Raw genomic sequence first — 17,058 nt, forward strand, 5'->3', positions numbered from 1 at the left:
ATGAGCAACCTACAGAACCCTATTACTTTGAATTCACTTAGCCCACTGGGGTTTTGGGACGGCGCACTTGGTGCGCTTGCTCGCGAGCTTTCCCCCCAACAATTTAAAACCTGGATCCAGCCCCTAAGCTTGGTTTCTTTCGATGAAAGTGAGCAATCACTCGTCGTAGGGGCACCAAACAGATTTAAGCTAGACTGGATTAAGAAAACTTTTTCTGACCGCCTTCAAGAGTTGGCAGACCAGTATTTTGGTCACCCAATCAACCTCAGTTTTGTACTTAGTGTCGAGGTGTCAGGCGCCCAAACAGTGCAGCTCAATACAAGCCGGGAGTTGCCAGCGCAGCAAGAGCCCGTGGTGATTGCCGATAACAACTCCACTGAGGAGCAGGCTTTTGAGATTGAAGATCACTCCAAGCTGAACCCTAACCTTACCTTTGATACATTTGTTACTGGTAAGGCAAACCAATTGGCTCGGGCTGCGTCGATCCAAGTTGCCCATAACCCAGGAACCTCCTACAACCCCATGTTTTTGTATGGTGGGGTGGGTTTGGGTAAAACCCACCTGATTCATGCAATCGGGAATCACCTGCTAAAAGAAAAGCCTGGTGCCCGAATTCGATACATTCACGCAGAGCAGTACGTCTCTGATGTGGTTAGAGCCTATCAACAAAAGGCTTTTGATCGCTTTAAGCGCTACTACCACTCACTAGACTTGCTATTGATTGACGACATTCAATTTTTTAGCGGTAAATCCAGGACTCAAGAGGAATTTTTTTACGCCTTTGAAGCGCTCTTAAGCAATAAAGCTCAGGTCATCATCACAAGTGACACCTACCCAAAAGAGATGGCTGGGATTGATGACCGCCTTATTTCCCGATTTGATTCCGGCCTAACGGTAGCCATTGAGCCGCCAGAGCTAGAAATGCGGGTTGCCATCTTAATGAAAAAGGCTTTAAGTGAGGGCATCCCCATGAGTGAGGATGTGGCCTTCTTTGTTGCCAAACACCTTAGATCTAACGTACGGGAGCTGGAGGGGGCTTTAAGGAAGATATTGGCGTTTGTTCGCTTCCACGGCAAAGAGGTCACGATTGAGGTGGCTCGCGTGGCCTTAAAGGACCTTTTGTCAATCCAAAATCGGCAAATTTCAGTCGACAACATACAAAAGGCGGTGGCTGACTTTTATAGTATTAAGGTTGCCGACATGTATTCAAAAAAGCGTCCGGCAAATATAGCTCGTCCAAGGCAAATTGCTATGTTTATGGCAAAAGAGTTAACCCAAAAAAGCCTCCCAGAAATTGGTGAGTTATTTGGGGGGCGGGACCATACAACCGTTCTGCACGCAGTTCGTAAGATTGGGGAGGAGCGGTCTCATGACGGTCAACTTAACCATGAAATCCACGTTATTGAGCAAACCCTAAAATCTTAGGTTTTTCGCCTGTGGATAAGGTTGTGGATAGCTCAGTGAATAAGTTTGTGGAAAGATGGTGCTTCATGCAAAAATAGAGTGTTGATAAAAAGTTATCCAAGATTTATACGCGGTTTATACAGAGGTTTTCCACAGGTTTTTTTTGTTTTAATGGATTGTTTTATATGGGGTTTTTAACTTATCCACCGAAATAACAAGCCTTATTACTACTACTAATAAGATATATACAAGGATTTAAAAGCAATGCAACTCGTAAACACTTCAAGGGATAGTTTATTAAAACCACTTCAGGTTGTCAGTGGCATTGTTGAACGTCGACACACTTTGCCGATCTTGGCAAACTTGTTATTTAAAAAGCAAGGTGACAAGGTGTCATTTGTCTCGACTGACATAGAGATTCAAATTACAACCAACGCCAGTTTTGGTGTTGGTGCAGAAGATGTAACAACAACGGTAGCCGCTAGAAAGTTGCTTGATATTTTGCGAGCACTTCCAGAAGGGCCTGTAGCCTTAAGTCTTAAAGACAACAAAATGGTTATACAGAGTGGTAAGAGTCGTTTTTCTTTACAAACTCTTTCTGCCTCCGAATTTCCTGTTATGCAGAGTGTTGGTGAGGTAATGGCGAGCTGGCGAATGACTCAAAAGAGTTTTCGCCAACTAGTTAGTCAAGTCCACTTCGCTATGGCGCAACAGGATATTCGTTATTACCTTAACGGGATGCTGTTGGTTATTGAAGGCAAACAAGTAATTGCTGTGGCTACTGATGGCCATCGTTTAGCTTACTCTCAAGTTGAGCTGGCCGAAGCCCCAGTAGGCTCTGGGCAAAGACAAGAAATTATTATTCCTCGTAAAACCATTCTAGAGTGTCAGCACTTGTTAGAAGATTCGGATGAGATGCTGGAGATGAGTCTTACATCCAATCAAGTGAAATTTACTTTCGGCGATATCGAGTTAATTTCAAAACTAGTTGAAGGTAAGTTCCCTGATTTCCAAAGAGTAATTCCTAAGGGTCACAAAAACTCACTGGTTGTTGGGCGAGATGTTTTGCAATCCGCATTACAACGCGCTGCAATTCTGACAACCGACAAATTTAAGGGCGTACGCTTTTCTTTATCACCAAATCGAATCACAGTTCAGTCAACCAATGCTGAGCAAGAAGAGGCGCAAGAAGAGATTGAAACCGAATACAGCGGCGATGAGGTTGAGATTGGTTTTAATGTAAGTTATTTATTAGATGTTTTATCAAACTTGAAGAATGAAAAAATTCAAATTAGTTTAGGTGATGCCAACAGCAGTGCAGTTATTACCTTACCTGGTTCTGAGGACTTTAAGTATGTTGTGATGCCAATGCGTATTTAATTTAGAAAAAAATGACTGAAGAAAAAAAAGTAGTAGAGCAGTATGGTGCATCATCAATTCAAATCTTAGAAGGTCTTGAGGCTGTTCGCAAACGCCCAGGAATGTACATTGGAGACACCTCTGATGGCACAGGTTTACACCACTTAGTTTTTGAGGTTTTAGATAATTCGATTGATGAAGCGCTTGCGGGTTATTGTTCTGAAATTACCGTTGTCATCCAAACCGACAATTCCATTTCTATAGTCGATAACGGCCGTGGTGTTCCAACAGGTATTAAATACGACGACAAGCACGAGCCAAAAAGAAGTGCTGCTGAAATTGTGATGACGGAGCTGCATGCTGGCGGCAAGTTTGACCAAAATAGCTATAAAGTCTCCGGCGGTTTACATGGCGTAGGCGTTAGTTGCGTAAACGCACTCTCTAAGTGGTTAAAGCTGACCATTCGTCGCGACGGTAAAGCGCATTACATGGAGTTCGCGCGTGGTGTTATTCAGAACCGCAATATACAAGATGAGAACGGTGTTGCTACATCACCAATCACTGTTACTGGTGATACAACCCTGTCTGGTACAGAGGTTCACTTTTTAGCTGATGAAACCATTTTTGGAAATGTCGAGTTTCATTACGAAATACTTGTTAAACGTATCCGCGAGCTCTCGTTTTTAAATAATGGTGTTCACATTAAATTAATTGATCAACGCTCTGGTCAAGAAGAAGATTTTGCGTTTTCTGGTGGTGTAAAAGGCTTTGTTGAATACATTAATCAAACAAAAAATGTTTTACACCCTAATATTTTTTACGCTGAAGGTATTCGCCCATCAGACTTGGGTGGCAATATCACGGCTGAAGTGTCAATGCAGTGGAATGATAGTTTTAGTGAGCAAGTTTTATGTTTTACCAACAACATTCCTCAGCGTGACGGTGGTACCCACCTAACAGGATTGCGCGCAGCGATGACGCGCGTGATCAACAAATACATTGATGAACATGAGGTTGCAAAGAAAGCTAAGGTAGAAATTTCTGGCGATGATATGCGCGAAGGCCTTGCCTGCGTATTGTCTGTCAAAGTCCCAGAGCCAAAGTTTTCAAGTCAAACAAAAGATAAGCTGGTTTCTAGTGAGGTTCGGGGGCCAGTAGAGGAAATTGTTGCTGAAGCCTTAAGCGCTTATTTACAAGAGCGCCCAGCTGACGCCAAAATCTTGTGTGGAAAAATTGTGGATGCTGCGCGCGCTCGCGAAGCAGCCCGCAAAGCCCGCGATATGACTCGTCGCAAAGGTGTTTTAGATGGCCTCGGACTTCCTGGAAAATTGGCAGACTGTCAAGAAAAGGACCCTACAAAATCTGAGCTGTTTATTGTCGAGGGAGACTCCGCGGGTGGGTCTGCAAAGCAGGGCCGAGATCGTCGCTTCCAAGCAATTCTTCCTCTTAAAGGAAAAATCCTGAACGTGGAGAAGGCGCGCTTCGACAAGATGCTGGCAAGCCAAGAGGTGGTTACTTTAATTACCGTGCTTGGGACCGGTATTGGCGCCGAAGAATATAAGGCGGATAAACTCCGCTATCACCGCATTATCATCATGACTGACGCGGACGTAGATGGAAGCCACATACGCACGCTTCTACTTACCTTCTTCTATAGACAGATGCCCGAGTTAATTGAGCGAGGCCACATCTATATTGCTCAACCGCCTTTATATAAGGTCAAGTTTGGCAAGAATGAGCAATACATTAAAGATGACGCCGAACTCAATCAATTGCTTTTGAAAATTGCCCTTGAGTCAGCATCACTCCAAACCCCCACAGGTGAAATCATTGAAGGCGCCGCACTGGACGAATTGGCCAAACACTATCAAGTGATTCAGTCTATTGTTGATCGCCTATCACGAACTATTGATGAAGATGCTTTGCGCGCCATTGCCTCTGGCACCCAATTAAATTTAGATACAGAAAAGTCGGCCCAAGAGTCTGCCGAGCGCTTGCGTGTTGCGCTTGCAGAATCCTTAAATCCCTTGGCGCTTCCACCTGAAATTGTTGTTCAAAAAGAAGAGCGCACAGATCGTTATAAGCTGCTGCTATCTCGCCGCATTCATGGCAATCTGAAATTGTCGGCTATCAACTCCGATTTTGTTCATGGTGATGACTACCAAAGCCTGGCCAATGCGGCTGCGGTTTTATCTGGCAAAGTGTTGCCGGGCTCAAAGGTGCGCCGCGGAGATCCAGACAAAAACCAAAAAGAACAATCGATTCAAAATTTTAGGGCTGCTTTTGCGTGGTTGCTTTCTGAGGCTGAACGCGTTCTCAGTCGTCAGCGCTATAAAGGCCTTGGTGAGATGAATCCTTCCCAGTTGTGGGAAACCACAATGGACGCTGCGTCCCGCACCCTACTCCAAGTCAAAATTGAAGATGCAATTACTGCCGACCAAGTTTTCACCACCCTAATGGGTGATGAGGTTGAACCGCGCCGCGCCTTTATCGAAAAAAATGCCCTAATTGCGCGTAATTTGGATGTTTGATTTAAATGAGTAAAAAGAAATTGGCGGCTCCAAAAATTGATCGTTCGCGTATTGTTGTTAAGTCTTCACCCATCCATGGAAAAGGTGTTTTTGTTGCCAAGCCAATTAAAAAGGGTGATGCGATTATTGAGTACAAAGGCGAGATAATTAGTTGGAGGTTGGCAGAAAAGCGTCATCCACATGACCCAAAAGACCCAAACCACACATTTTACTTTTCACTAGAAGATGGCCGCTGTATTGACGCGAAGTATGGTGGAAACGCTGCTCGCTGGATTAACCATTCCTGTAAGCCAATTTGTGAAACGCAGGAGGACAGCTTCGGTGGTGAGCCTCGCGTATTTATTTATGCCAAAAGGGACCTTAAAGTAGGTGAGGAACTTTTTTATGACTACTCCCTCGGGGTTGATGGTCGCCTTACCAAGCAAATGAAAAAAGATTATGAGTGCCGTTGTGGCGCAAAAAAATGTCGAGGCACCATGCTGTCCCTCGATAAGAAGTAAATTTTTTTTCAATATGCTGTTTATTACCATTCAGGATTTAGAGGCTGCCATTAATTATTGGCGTAGCCAATCGCCCGCGATTGGTGAGGAGCTTCATTTGTGCCCTGAGGCCGCCGCTCTTGCAAAACCATATGCTCTTATGATTGTTCAGGGGGCCCAAAGGGTTCCTATGGATGTTTTGGATGAGGCGGCAAGATTGGCAATCCAAAAGTTTCTAAACATTACCCAGACAAATTAATCATTACACCCTGAACGTTTTTAGGGTTATCGCTATATTAGTCGGCCCCCTCTTAGGGTATTCTCAAACTCTTGCCTATAAATGGGTATAAGGATTTGAGCTTGCAAGAAACAATATTAAAAACAATTGGCCTTGGAAAGACGTTCAAAGGCTTTTCTGCGGTAAGCGATGTCAACCTAGATGTTGCTAGGGGAACCATTCACGCCCTTATTGGCCCTAATGGCGCTGGTAAAACAACCTGTTTTAACCTGCTTACTAAGTTTTTAGAGCCCTCCAGCGGCCAGATTTTGTTTAATGGCTTTGACATTACCAAAGAGCGACCCGCTCAAATTGCCCGTCGTGGGGTTGTCCGCTCATTCCAAATTTCAGCTGTTTTTCCACACCTCACTGTTTTAGAGAATGTTCGTGTTGCACTGCAGCGAGGATTGGGCACCGAATTTCATTTTTGGAAATCTGGAAACTCGCTAAACGTGCTCAATGAGCGTGCTGAACAGTTGTTATTAGAGGTGGGTTTGGCAGACTTTGCCCATGAAGAAACGCTAAACCTAGCCTATGGTCGCAAAAGAGCTTTAGAAATTGCCACCACCATGGCAATGGAGCCTGAATTAATGCTGTTGGATGAGCCAACACAAGGTATGGGGCATGAGGATGTAGAGCGCGTTACAGAGTTAATTGATCGGGTTGCTAAAGGCCGCACCATTTTGATGGTTGAGCACAATATGAAAGTGGTTTCCTCTATAGCAGACCGCATCACAGTATTGCAGCGAGGGTCTGTATTGGCCGAGGGCTCCTACCAAGAGGTTTCCAATAATCCCCTGGTGGTTGAGGCTTATATGGGCAGTCATGGGGGTGATGGCACATGAGCACGATGGCGCTGGAGGTTAAAAACCTCGAGTCTTGGTATGGCGAGTCCCACATTCTTCATGGTGTGAACTTTGCTGTTCGTGATGGTGAGGTGGTGACTCTTCTGGGTCGCAATGGCGCTGGCCGCAGCACCATCTTAAAAACCATTTTGGGCCTGACTAGTAAAAGAACGGGCTCGGTAGAAATTTATGGCAACCAAACCATTGCAATGCCAACCTACAAAATTGCCCGCTTGGGCGTTGGTTATTGCCCAGAAGAGCGCGGCATCTTTGCCAGCTTAAGTGCTGAGGAGAATCTGTTGCTCTTGCCAGACATTGCTCCTGGCGGCATGGGTTTAGATGAGATTTATGAAATGTTTCCCAATTTGTACGAGCGACGCAATAGCCCTGGCACAAGGCTGTCGGGTGGTGAGCAGCAAATGCTCGCAATGGCACGTATTCTGAGAACGGGCGCAAAGCTACTACTATTAGATGAGATTACTGAAGGTTTGGCGCCGGTGATTGTTCAAAAGTTGGGTGAGGTCGTTACTAGCCTACGAAATAAGGGTTTCACTATTGTGTTGGTGGAGCAAAACTTCCGTTTTGCCGCGCCCCTAGCTGATCGGCATTATGTGGTTGAGCACGGCAATGTAGTTGAGGTTGTTAATCAAAATGAGCTTACGGAAAAAGCAAGTTTATTAAATGAGTATCTTGGTGTTTAGTGGTTATTTATAGGAGACATAAATGAAGTTAAAGCAAATTACTGCGTGTCTAGTGGCGGCAACCTTTTTTGGTTCAAACCCAGCATTCGCGCAAGCATCTAAAGTAAGTGGTGACGTAATTAAGATTGGTGTTTTAACCGACCTTTCTTCAACTTACTCTGATTTGGCTGGTCCGGGCGCTGTGATTGCCGCAAAAATGGCGATTGCTGATTTTTCAAAAGATGGCACAGTTATTGGCAAAAAGATTGAGTTGCTGAGTGCCGACCATCAAAACAAAGCAGATATCGCTGCAAACAAAGCACGTGAGTGGTACGACAAAGATGGTGTGGATGTGATTGTTGAGTTGGTGTCTACCAACGTCGCACTCGCTGTAATGGAGGTGGCAGAACAAAAGAATAAGATCACCCTGGTATCTGGCGCAGCTTCTTTGCCAATCACCAATGAAAAGTGTACCGCTAACAATGTGCACTGGACTTATGACACATATGCGCTTTCAAACGGCACGGCTAAAGCTGTTGTAAAGCAAGGCAAAAAGAACTGGTACTTTCTTACTGCTGACTACGCTTTCGGGGCGGCTTTGGAAAAAGACTCAACTAACGTTGTTAACGCTAATGGCGGTAAGGTGCTGGGAACCAGTAAGCACCCATTCCCGAATAGCGACTTTTCTTCATACCTCTTGAAGGCTCAAGCTAGTGGCGCCGATGTTGTTGCCTTGGCAAATGCGGGTCAAGACACAATTAATTCTGTCAAGCAGGCCTCAGAGTTTGGTATCAATAAAAAACAAACTGTTGTTCCTTTGTTGATGTTTATTTCTGATGTTCACTCTTTGGGTTTGAATGCCGCTCAAGGCATGTATTTAACCGAAGGTTTCTATTGGGATAAAGATGAAAAGACCCGCGCGTTCGCCAAACGTTTTATTTTGCAACATAAGCGTATGCCGACTAGCGTTCAGGCTGGTGTTTACTCATCAGTTCTTGCTTACTTAGCTGCAGTTAAAAAAGCGGGCACTGACGACACTCAAGCAGTAATGAAGGCTTTGAGATCTACCAATATTGATGATGGTTTGTTCAAAGGAAAAATCCGCGCTGATGGTAAGTTCGAGCATGATATGTATTTGCTAGAAGTGAAAAAGCCATCTGAATCTACCAGCCCATGGGATTACTACAATGTCAAAGCAGTGATTCCAGCTGCTGAAGCAACACAACCACTTTCATTGTCACGATGCAAGTTGGTTACTAACAAGTAATTGGTTTTTTAACAAGCATGTTTGAACTTCTTGGAATTACCCCTCAAGGGCTGGTTGCTCAGCTCTTGGTGGGGCTTATCAATGGCTCTTTTTACGCCATTCTGAGTTTGGGTTTGGCCATTATTTTTGGCCTACTCAACATTATTAATTTTTCTCATGGTGCCCAGTACACCATGGGTGCTTTCGTAGCGTGGATTGGTTTGACTCAAGTTGGTCAATGGTTTGGCTTTCCTGAGTTCTCAATTAATTATTGGTTTGCACTAATTTTGGTGCCCTTGGTTATGGGGGGATTCGGTTTGATTCTTGAGCGCACAATGCTCAAGCGTCTTTACCACCTTGACCATCTTTATGGCTTGTTATTAACTTTTGGATTAGCTCTCATTATTGAGGGTATGTTCCGCCACTGGTATGGAATTTCTGGTGAGAGTTATCCGGCCCCCGAACTATTACAGGGCGCCATTCCCTTGGAGTCGATTGGCATTATTTTGCCGAAATACCGGTTGTGGGTGGTGGTCGCTTCTTTGGTGGTTTGTTTCTCTACTTGGTATGTAATTGAGAGAACGAAGTTGGGTGCCTATCTTCGCGCTGGAACTGAAAATCCAAAACTTCTTCAGGCGTTTGGCATCAACGTTCCTTTGATGATTTCTTTGGCCTATGCCTACGGCGTTGGCCTGGCTGGCTTTGCTGGTGTTTTGGCTGCACCGATTTTTCAAGTCAACCCACTGATGGGCTCCAATTTAATTATTGTAGTTTTTGCAGTGGTGGTGATTGGCGGCATGGGCTCCATCATGGGCTCTATTTTGACTGGCCTTGCTTTGGGTTTGATCGAAGGCCTAACTAAAGTGTTTTATCCAGAAGCATCGGGTGTAGTAATTTTTGTGATCATGGCAATTGTGTTGCTCATTCGTCCTGCTGGACTTTTCGGCCGGGAGAAATAAGTGAGCTCAAAAATAAAACTGCTTTACAGCATCCTCGTTCTAATCGCCTTGCTTTTGCCTCTTCAAGATTTTATCTATTTAGTGTTTGCAATGAAGGTGTTGTGCTTCGCGCTCTTCGCTTGCGCTTTTAATTTATTACTAGGCTTCACAGGACTTCTTTCTTTTGGGCATGCAGCATTCTTCGGTACCTCTGCTTACATCACTGCCCATCTTTGCAAAGAAGCCGGCCTATCCCCAGAATTAGGAATTGTGTTTGGCGTGCTTAGCTCGGGTATTTTGGGTTTCTTGATTGGCTCTTTAGCAATTCGTCGGCAAGGAATTTATTTTGCGATGGTGACTTTGGCGCTTTCCCAAATGATTTACTTCTTGGCTGTGCAACTTCCATTTACTGGTGGTGAGGATGGCATTCAGGGTGTCCCACGCGGCATGTTATTTGGCTTGATTGACTTAAAAGATGACGTCAGTATGTATTACTTTGTGCTGGCTATTTTCTTCCTAGGATTTGCGTTGATCGTTCGTACGGTTCACTCCCCTTTCGGCCAGGTTTTAAAAGCCATTCGCGAAAATGAGCCTCGCGCAGTTTCTTTAGGCTATGACGTTGATCGTTTCAAACTCATTTCCTTTGTAATCTCAGCAGCGCTTGCAGGTCTTGCGGGCTCTTTGAAAACTTTAGTCTTTCAGTTAGCAACATTGACTGATGTGCATTGGCATATGTCGGGTGAAGTTGTTTTAATGACCCTGCTGGGCGGGATGGGAACTATCCTTGGTCCAGTGGTTGGTGCGGGGATCGTTGTCGGTTTGCAAAACTATCTAGCTAATATTGGATCTTGGAGCACCATTGCAACCGGATTCATTTTTGTGATTTGTGTTTTGGCCTTCCGTCGGGGCGTTGTTGGTGAAATCACCCACTTTTTTAAGAACAAGAGCTAAACCCGTTTTTGTCTAATGGGTTTTTAGTGCGGCGCTTCGGCGCCGTACTCATTTAAGACCCTCTGTCTTTCGCTCTAAGTTAGACGCTACTTTGAGCGTTGTATATTTTGATTCCCTACTATAGAAATACCCAATTAAATCAATGGCTTACACAATAATGATTGTGCATGTTGTCATTTAGGTATGGATTTGTTTCACGTGAAACCTACAAAATGCTATGATCATCGCCCTATCTAAGGCAAATCATGCGTTATTCAAAGAACTTCGATGTCATAGTGGTTGGCGGTGGTCACGCCGGAACCGAGGCTGCCCTTGCGGCTGCACGCATGGGATGCGACACCCTTCTCGTAACTCATAGTATTGAGAGTTTGGGTGCCATGAGCTGCAACCCTTCAATCGGTGGAATTGGCAAAGGCCATTTAGTTAAAGAGATTGATGCTATGGGTGGCGCTATGGCAGCTGCTACCGATGAGGCAGGCATTCAGTTTCGGATATTGAACTCAAGCAAGGGGCCTGCCGTTCGCGCAACCCGTGCACAAGGTGACCGGGTTTTATATAAGGCTGCGATTCGTCGTCGTCTTGAAAATCAAGAAAACTTGACCCTTTTCCAAGCCGCCGTAGACGACCTTCTGGTTCAGGGTGATGAAGTTCAGGGCGTGGTTACGCAAATGGGACTGAAGTTTATGGCCAAGAAGGTGGTGCTAACTGCCGGCACATTCTTGGACGGAAAAATTCACGTTGGTTTAAATAACCATGCCGGGGGTCGAGCTGGCGATCCGGCCGCCGTTCCCCTGTCGGCTAGATTGAAAGAGTTGAAGCTTCCTCAGGGAAGGTTAAAGACCGGTACCCCGCCCCGGATTGATGGGCGCACTATTGATTTTTCGGTGATGCTGGAGCAGCCAGGGGATTTGGATCCGGTGCCAGTCTTCTCTTATTTGGGCCGGCCTGAGCAACATCCGAAGCAAGTACCGTGCTGGATTTCTCATACAAATGAACAAACACACGACATTATTCGGGGTGGTTTAGACCGTTCCCCGATGTACACCGGCCTTATTGAGGGGGTTGGCCCGCGCTATTGCCCTTCTATTGAGGACAAGATTCATCGTTTCGCCTCTAGAAATAGCCACCAAATCTTTTTAGAGCCTGAGGGCCTAACAACAAATGAGTTTTACCCTAATGGTATTTCTACTAGCCTGCCCTTTGATGTTCAGTGGGATTTGGTGCGCAGTATTCGTGGTCTAGAGTCTGCGGTAATTGTGCGTCCTGGCTATGCTATTGAGTACGATTTCTTTGATCCGCGCCATTTGCGTCATAGCTTAGAGACCAAGGCAATTGCAGGCATGTACTTTGCTGGCCAGATTAATGGCACAACAGGCTATGAAGAAGCTGCTGCCCAAGGCATGCTTGCTGGTATTAACGCTGGTTTGGCGGCGCAAGGTAAAGAGCCTTGGTTGCCTAAGCGCAGTGAGTCCTATATTGGCGTCTTAGTTGACGATCTGATTACCTTGGGCGTCCAAGAGCCCTATCGTATGTTTACTAGCCGTGCGGAATACCGCCTTAGCCTACGTGAAGATAATGCGGATCTGCGCCTAACTAAGATTGGCCGTGAATTGGGTCTGGTCGATGATTACCGCTGGAATACGTTTTGCAGGAAACAAGAGGCTGTTTCACGTGAAACATCTCGCTTACAAGACATTTGGATTGGCCCAAAACATGGGTCAGCAAAGGCTGTCTCGGAGCTTTTGGGCCAAGATTTGTCCCATGAGTGTAGTTTGGCAGACCTTTTAAGGCGCCCCGGCATTACTTACGAGGCAGTTACCAGCCTGTCTGAGGGTCTTTGGTCGCCAGGAACGCTGGATGATGATTTAGGTTTAGCGCAGCAAATTAGTGATCAGGTTGAAGTTTCGATTAAATATCAAGGTTATATAGAGAGGCAAGCTGTCGAGATTGCTCGGCAAGAGCATAACGAGACCTTTCCACTGCCAGAAACTTTGGATTACACCCAAGTAGTCGGCCTATCTAAAGAGGTGCAGCAAAAACTCAATCTGCATAAGCCAGGTACCTTGGGTCAGGCTGGAAGGATATCTGGAGTTACGCCTGCGGCCCTTTCCCTGTTGTTGGTCCATCTTAAAAAAGGCTTAGGCCGCGCCCAAGAAGAAGTTCATGAGTAATGATTTGGTCTCTTTGGGGATTGAGAGTTTAGGCCTTAATCTGAGCCCTGCCAATATCTCGGATTTAGAGCTTTTCTTGCAGGAAATGGGCCGCTGGAACCTGGTCCATAATTTGACTGCAATTGAAGACGAGAAAGACTCAGTTAGATTGCATCTCATTGATTCTATGACAGTTTTACCAGTAATGCGCCGCTTTCTGGGCTTACCAAACCCCAAAATTGCGGACCTTGGGTCGGGCGGCGGCTTACCTGCAATCCCAATCGCTATTTTGCAGCCGGAGTGGCATTTGACTTTGATTGAGGCTATTCGTAAAAAGACGGCTTTTTTGCAACATGTGCGCGGTAAGCTGGGTTTAAAGAATATCCAGGTTTTGAGCGAGCGTGTTGAAGCGGTGGCCAAATCACAGCCAGGGCAGTTTGATGCGGTGATTTCTAGGGCATTTACTAATCTTGCCCATTTTTTAGAGCTGTCCTTGCCCCTGCTCACGCCCAATGGCCTCATATTTGCTATGAAGGCTAAGCGCGCAGATGAAGAGTTGCAGGACGTTTGTATGGACGACTGGCGACTGGTGGCCGATGAGCCCCTAGAGATTCCGAATTTGGCGGTGGAACGCCGACTTTTAGTTTTAACCCCTGTGAGAAAATTACCCCTTTAAAGCACGACATTTTTAAGAAAAATTATGGCCAAAATATTCTGTATTGCAAATCAAAAAGGCGGGGTTGGCAAAACCACTACCGCTGTTAATTTGGCCGCTGGTTTAGCTGGACACCAGCAACGTGTTTTATTGGTGGATTTGGATCCACAAGGTAATGCGACGATGGGCTCAGGAATTGAAAAAGCAGATCTCAACAGCACTGTGTATCAAGTCTTGATTGGTCTTTCGACTGTAAAAGAATCTGCAGTGCCCTGCGAGAGTTCTGGCTACGATGTGTTGCCAGCAAATCGCGATTTGGCAGGAGCAGAAATTGAGTTGGTAGATTTAGATTCGCGTGAACAAAGATTGAAGGACGCACTTGCTCTAGTTGCGAATGACTATGACTTTATTTTGATTGACTGTCCCCCTGCACTATCTTTGTTGACGTTAAATGGATTGTGTGCAGCGAATGGCGTGATCGTACCAATGCAATGTGAATACTTTGCATTGGAAGGCCTATCGGATTTAGTGAACACGATTAAGCAAGTTCACGCAAACTTAAATCCTGACTTAGTGATCATCGGTTTGTTGCGCGTGATGTTTGATCCGCGCATGACTTTGCAACAACAAGTTTCTGATCAACTACTTGAGCACTTTGGCGATAAAGTATTTAAGAGCATCATTCCCCGCAACGTCCGCCTGGCTGAAGCCCCGTCCTATGGTCTTCCTGGGGTGGCGTTTGATAAGACATCGCGTGGCTCCAAAGCCTATTTAGAGTTTGGCGCTGAGATGATTGAGCGCATTAAGCAAATGTAAAACCTAGGAACAACAAAAATATTATGGTTGCAATCAAGAAAAAAGGTTTGGGTCGTGGCTTAGAGGCGCTTCTCGGCGATAAGGCGCAAAAAGAAACCACAGCTGAAATTAATCGTTTGCCATTAAGCGCGTTGCAGGCTGGCAAATATCAGCCACGTCAAAAAATGGAAGCGGGTGCATTGCAAGAGTTAGCCGAAAGTATTCGCGAGCAAGGTGTGATGCAGCCTTTGTTAGTGCGTTTGGTTGCCCCCGGTAAATACGAAATCATTGCCGGTGAACGTCGCTTTCGTGCGGCAACTTTGGCCGGATTAAAAGAGGTGCCTGTATTAGTTTCTGGAGCCAATGACCAAGCTGCTGCTGCAATGGCTTTAGTTGAGAATATGCAGCGTGAAGATCTGAATCCGCTGGAAGAGTCTCAGGGCCTTGCAAGGTTAATTGAGGAGTTTGGTTTTACGCATGAGCAAGCGGCAAAAGCGGTGGGTAAGTCACGTAGCGCTGTAAGCAATTTATTGCGTTTAAATCAATTGGCAAAACCAGTTCAGGCCATGCTCTTGGCGGGCGATATTGATATGGGTCACGCCCGAGCTTTATTGCCTTTGCCCGGGGCAAGCCAAGTCGCTTTGGCGCAAAGAATTGCTGCCCAAGGCCTATCCGTTCGTGAAGCCGAAAGAATGGCTACTGCCCTAGCGCTTGCTGGCGGTCAAATTGGTGACAGAAAAGCCAAAACTAAGGCGGAAGGCGGCGCACCAAGCCGCGATCCAGATATGCGTCGATTAACTCAAGAAATCGCTGATTTGATAGGCTTAAATACAGAATTTAAGTTTAAAGGCAATGGTGGCGAGCTCAGAATCCGTTTTAGCCAATTTGATGAGCTAGATTCCCTGTTAAAAAAATTGGGTATTGGGACAGATTAAAGCCCTTTTACTTCGCCTCGAGAAATGAATTTTGTGAAAAAAGAACAGCTAACTCCAGGGTATCAATGGGATGAAATCGATAGTGACTCCTATAAAGCCCTGAGCAAAGAGGAAATGGATGTATTGCGTAAGGCAAAGCCGCAGAATTTTAGGTTAATGAATTCGTGGTGGATAGTTTTAAGTCAGGCAGGGCTAACCTTAGCGATTGCTACTGCCTGCTTTGTTTTTTCTGGCCAGGCTGACAAAAGCGTTTATACTTACTCGGCTTTAGTAGGCGGTTTGATTGGATTTTTACCCTCAGCATTATTTTTGGTGCGCTTAGAGGCAGCAAAGAAAAATGTAAAATCAAGCCCTGGCGGATATTTAGCGGCAGTGGTTTCTGGCGAATTTATAAAAATCGTAGCGACCGTTCTCCTCTTTATTGGCTTTGCCTTGAAGCAGCCTGATTTGAAATGGATTCCATTGCTTGTCACTTATTTGGCTACGCTCAAATGTTATTTGCTAGTGTGGTTTTGGAAGTAACAGGTGGTAAATATATATAAGGACAAGTTTAGAGATGTCTAGCGAAGTCAACGCAGCAGCAGGGGCGGCCCATCAAGTGGCCAGCGAACCGCTTACACCCACTGCTTATATTGCTGAGCACTTACAAAACCTCAATAATATTGGCGGGGCGCAAACCTCAGTTATTGATTTCAGCATCATTAATTTAGACACCATCTTTTGGGTCTCGGTAATGGGGTTGGTTACAGTTTTTCTGCTGTTGATTGCCGCGCGTAGGGCATCCCCAGGTGTTCCTGGCCGCTTTCAATGTTTGATCGAGATGCTGGTAGAGATGGTTGATAACCAGACCAAAAGCATTGTTCATGGGGATAGAAGCTTTATTGCTCCTCTGGCCCTGTTCGTTTTTTGTTGGATTATTCTTTTGAATACATTGGATTTGGTGCCGGTAGATTGGATCTTCGGGGTTAACCAATTTATCGGTGGTTTCGGAGTTCATGTTCCTCATCACAAGATAGTCCCCACCACCGACTTAAATGCCACCTTCGGCCTATCTTTTTCAGTTCTCATGTTGGTGTTCTTTTACAGTTTCAAAGTCAAAGGCCTCGGAGGCTTTTTGCATGAGCTGGTTTCGGCGCCCTTTGGTGCAAAGTGGTACTTGGCGCCTTTCAATCTGATTTTGAACATCATTGAATATATCGCTAAGGGCGTTTCCCTTGGCATGCGACTGTTCGGCAACATGTATGCGGGCGAACTATTATTTTTGCTCATCGCCCTTTTGGGAAGCATGTGGACCTTTAACTTAGATTTGTACATGCTTGGCTTCGTCGGCAACGTGATTGCCGGCTCGGCTTGGGCAATCTTTCACATCTTGGTCATTTTGTTACAAGCATTTATTTTCATGATGTTGACCTTGGTTTACATTGGGCAAGCCCACAGTCACCATTAATTTTTTTATTTTTAACCTCACTTTCAATACTTAGGAGTAAACATGCAAGCATTCTTAGCCAACATCCAAGGACTAACCGCTATCGGTATCGGCCTCATCATCGGCCTCGGCGCATTGGGAGCCTGTTTGGGCATTGGCCTAATGGGCGGTAAGTTCATTGAGGGCGCTGCCCGTCAGCCAGAATTGATCAATGAATTACAAACCAAGATGTTCCTTTTGGCTGGTTTGATCGACGCTGCATTCTTGATCGGCGTTGGTGTTGCAATGTTGTTTGCTTTCGCAAACCCACTGCTCGCAGTTATTAAGTAATTGTTTTGGCGTGGATGACCACCGGGTCATCCAACCGTTCTCAACAATACTGAAAGG

General features: G+C 45.5%; 17 protein-coding genes. All 17 read left to right on the top strand.

From position 1 onward, the window contains the following. The 17 genes from dnaA (at position 1) to atpE (ending at position 17,001) form a co-directional block, all read left to right on the top strand. A complete protein-coding gene (gene dnaA / locus FD977_RS00005) occupies positions 1-1,425 on the top strand; it encodes a chromosomal replication initiator protein DnaA (protein WP_215305598.1) in 1,425 nt (474 codons plus the stop codon). A gap of 243 nt (positions 1,426-1,668) precedes the next feature. Next, on the top strand, positions 1,669-2,784 hold the full coding sequence (gene dnaN, locus FD977_RS00010) for a DNA polymerase III subunit beta (protein ID WP_215305599.1): 1,116 nt from the start codon (positions 1,669-1,671) through the stop codon (positions 2,782-2,784). 11 nt (positions 2,785-2,795) lie between these two features. Next, positions 2,796-5,294, top strand: coding sequence for a DNA topoisomerase (ATP-hydrolyzing) subunit B (gene gyrB / locus FD977_RS00015; protein WP_215305600.1), 2,499 nt, complete (start codon positions 2,796-2,798; stop codon positions 5,292-5,294). Between the two features lie 5 nt (positions 5,295-5,299). Further along, positions 5,300-5,794 (top strand): SET domain-containing protein, encoded by a 495-nt coding sequence (locus FD977_RS00020; RefSeq protein WP_215305601.1) that lies wholly within the window; start codon positions 5,300-5,302, stop codon positions 5,792-5,794. 13 nt (positions 5,795-5,807) lie between these two features. Then, on the top strand, positions 5,808-6,032 hold the full coding sequence (locus FD977_RS00025; protein WP_215305602.1) for a DUF3717 domain-containing protein: 225 nt from the start codon (positions 5,808-5,810) through the stop codon (positions 6,030-6,032). 95 nt (positions 6,033-6,127) lie between these two features. Further along, positions 6,128-6,895: an ABC transporter ATP-binding protein gene (locus FD977_RS00030; RefSeq protein ID WP_215305603.1), complete on the top strand. Its 768-nt coding sequence runs from the start codon at positions 6,128-6,130 to the stop codon at positions 6,893-6,895. Further along, a complete protein-coding gene (locus tag FD977_RS00035) occupies positions 6,892-7,596 on the top strand; it encodes an ABC transporter ATP-binding protein (RefSeq protein ID WP_215305604.1) in 705 nt (234 codons plus the stop codon). Before FD977_RS00030 ends, FD977_RS00035 begins: the two co-directional genes overlap by 4 nt. Positions 7,597-7,618: 22 nt before the next feature. Then, positions 7,619-8,842, top strand: coding sequence for an ABC transporter substrate-binding protein (locus FD977_RS00040; protein ID WP_215305605.1), 1,224 nt, complete (start codon positions 7,619-7,621; stop codon positions 8,840-8,842). A 17-nt stretch (positions 8,843-8,859) separates the two neighbouring features. Further along, positions 8,860-9,780 (top strand): branched-chain amino acid ABC transporter permease, encoded by a 921-nt coding sequence (locus FD977_RS00045; RefSeq protein WP_215305606.1) that lies wholly within the window; start codon positions 8,860-8,862, stop codon positions 9,778-9,780. Next, on the top strand, positions 9,781-10,710 hold the full coding sequence (locus FD977_RS00050) for a branched-chain amino acid ABC transporter permease (RefSeq protein ID WP_215305607.1): 930 nt from the start codon (positions 9,781-9,783) through the stop codon (positions 10,708-10,710). 245 nt (positions 10,711-10,955) lie between these two features. Then, the gene (mnmG, locus tag FD977_RS00055) at positions 10,956-12,881 is read left to right on the top strand and encodes a tRNA uridine-5-carboxymethylaminomethyl(34) synthesis enzyme MnmG (RefSeq protein ID WP_215305608.1); all 1,926 of its coding nucleotides are present in this window, start codon (positions 10,956-10,958) and stop codon (positions 12,879-12,881) included. Then, the gene (gene rsmG, locus FD977_RS00060) at positions 12,874-13,536 is read left to right on the top strand and encodes a 16S rRNA (guanine(527)-N(7))-methyltransferase RsmG (RefSeq protein WP_215305609.1); all 663 of its coding nucleotides are present in this window, start codon (positions 12,874-12,876) and stop codon (positions 13,534-13,536) included. The genes mnmG and rsmG overlap by 8 nt, the downstream gene beginning before the upstream one ends. Positions 13,537-13,560: 24 nt before the next feature. Beyond that, positions 13,561-14,331, top strand: coding sequence for a ParA family protein (locus FD977_RS00065; RefSeq protein WP_215305610.1), 771 nt, complete (start codon positions 13,561-13,563; stop codon positions 14,329-14,331). A gap of 20 nt (positions 14,332-14,351) precedes the next feature. Then, on the top strand, positions 14,352-15,245 hold the full coding sequence (locus FD977_RS00070; RefSeq protein WP_371743133.1) for a ParB/RepB/Spo0J family partition protein: 894 nt from the start codon (positions 14,352-14,354) through the stop codon (positions 15,243-15,245). Positions 15,246-15,278: 33 nt separating this feature from the next. Then, positions 15,279-15,767, top strand: a complete 489-nt coding sequence (locus FD977_RS00075; RefSeq protein WP_215305612.1) for an ATP synthase subunit I — start codon at positions 15,279-15,281, stop codon at positions 15,765-15,767. 34 nt (positions 15,768-15,801) lie between these two features. Next, the gene (gene atpB, locus FD977_RS00080) at positions 15,802-16,692 is read left to right on the top strand and encodes a F0F1 ATP synthase subunit A (RefSeq protein WP_215305613.1); all 891 of its coding nucleotides are present in this window, start codon (positions 15,802-15,804) and stop codon (positions 16,690-16,692) included. Positions 16,693-16,734: 42 nt separating this feature from the next. Next, a complete protein-coding gene (atpE, locus tag FD977_RS00085) occupies positions 16,735-17,001 on the top strand; it encodes a F0F1 ATP synthase subunit C (protein WP_028818346.1) in 267 nt (88 codons plus the stop codon). Positions 17,002-17,058 lie beyond the last annotated feature (57 nt).

The sequence above is a fragment of the Polynucleobacter sp. AP-Elch-400A-B2 genome (assembly GCF_018688355.1).
Lineage (GTDB): Bacteria > Pseudomonadota > Gammaproteobacteria > Burkholderiales > Burkholderiaceae > Polynucleobacter.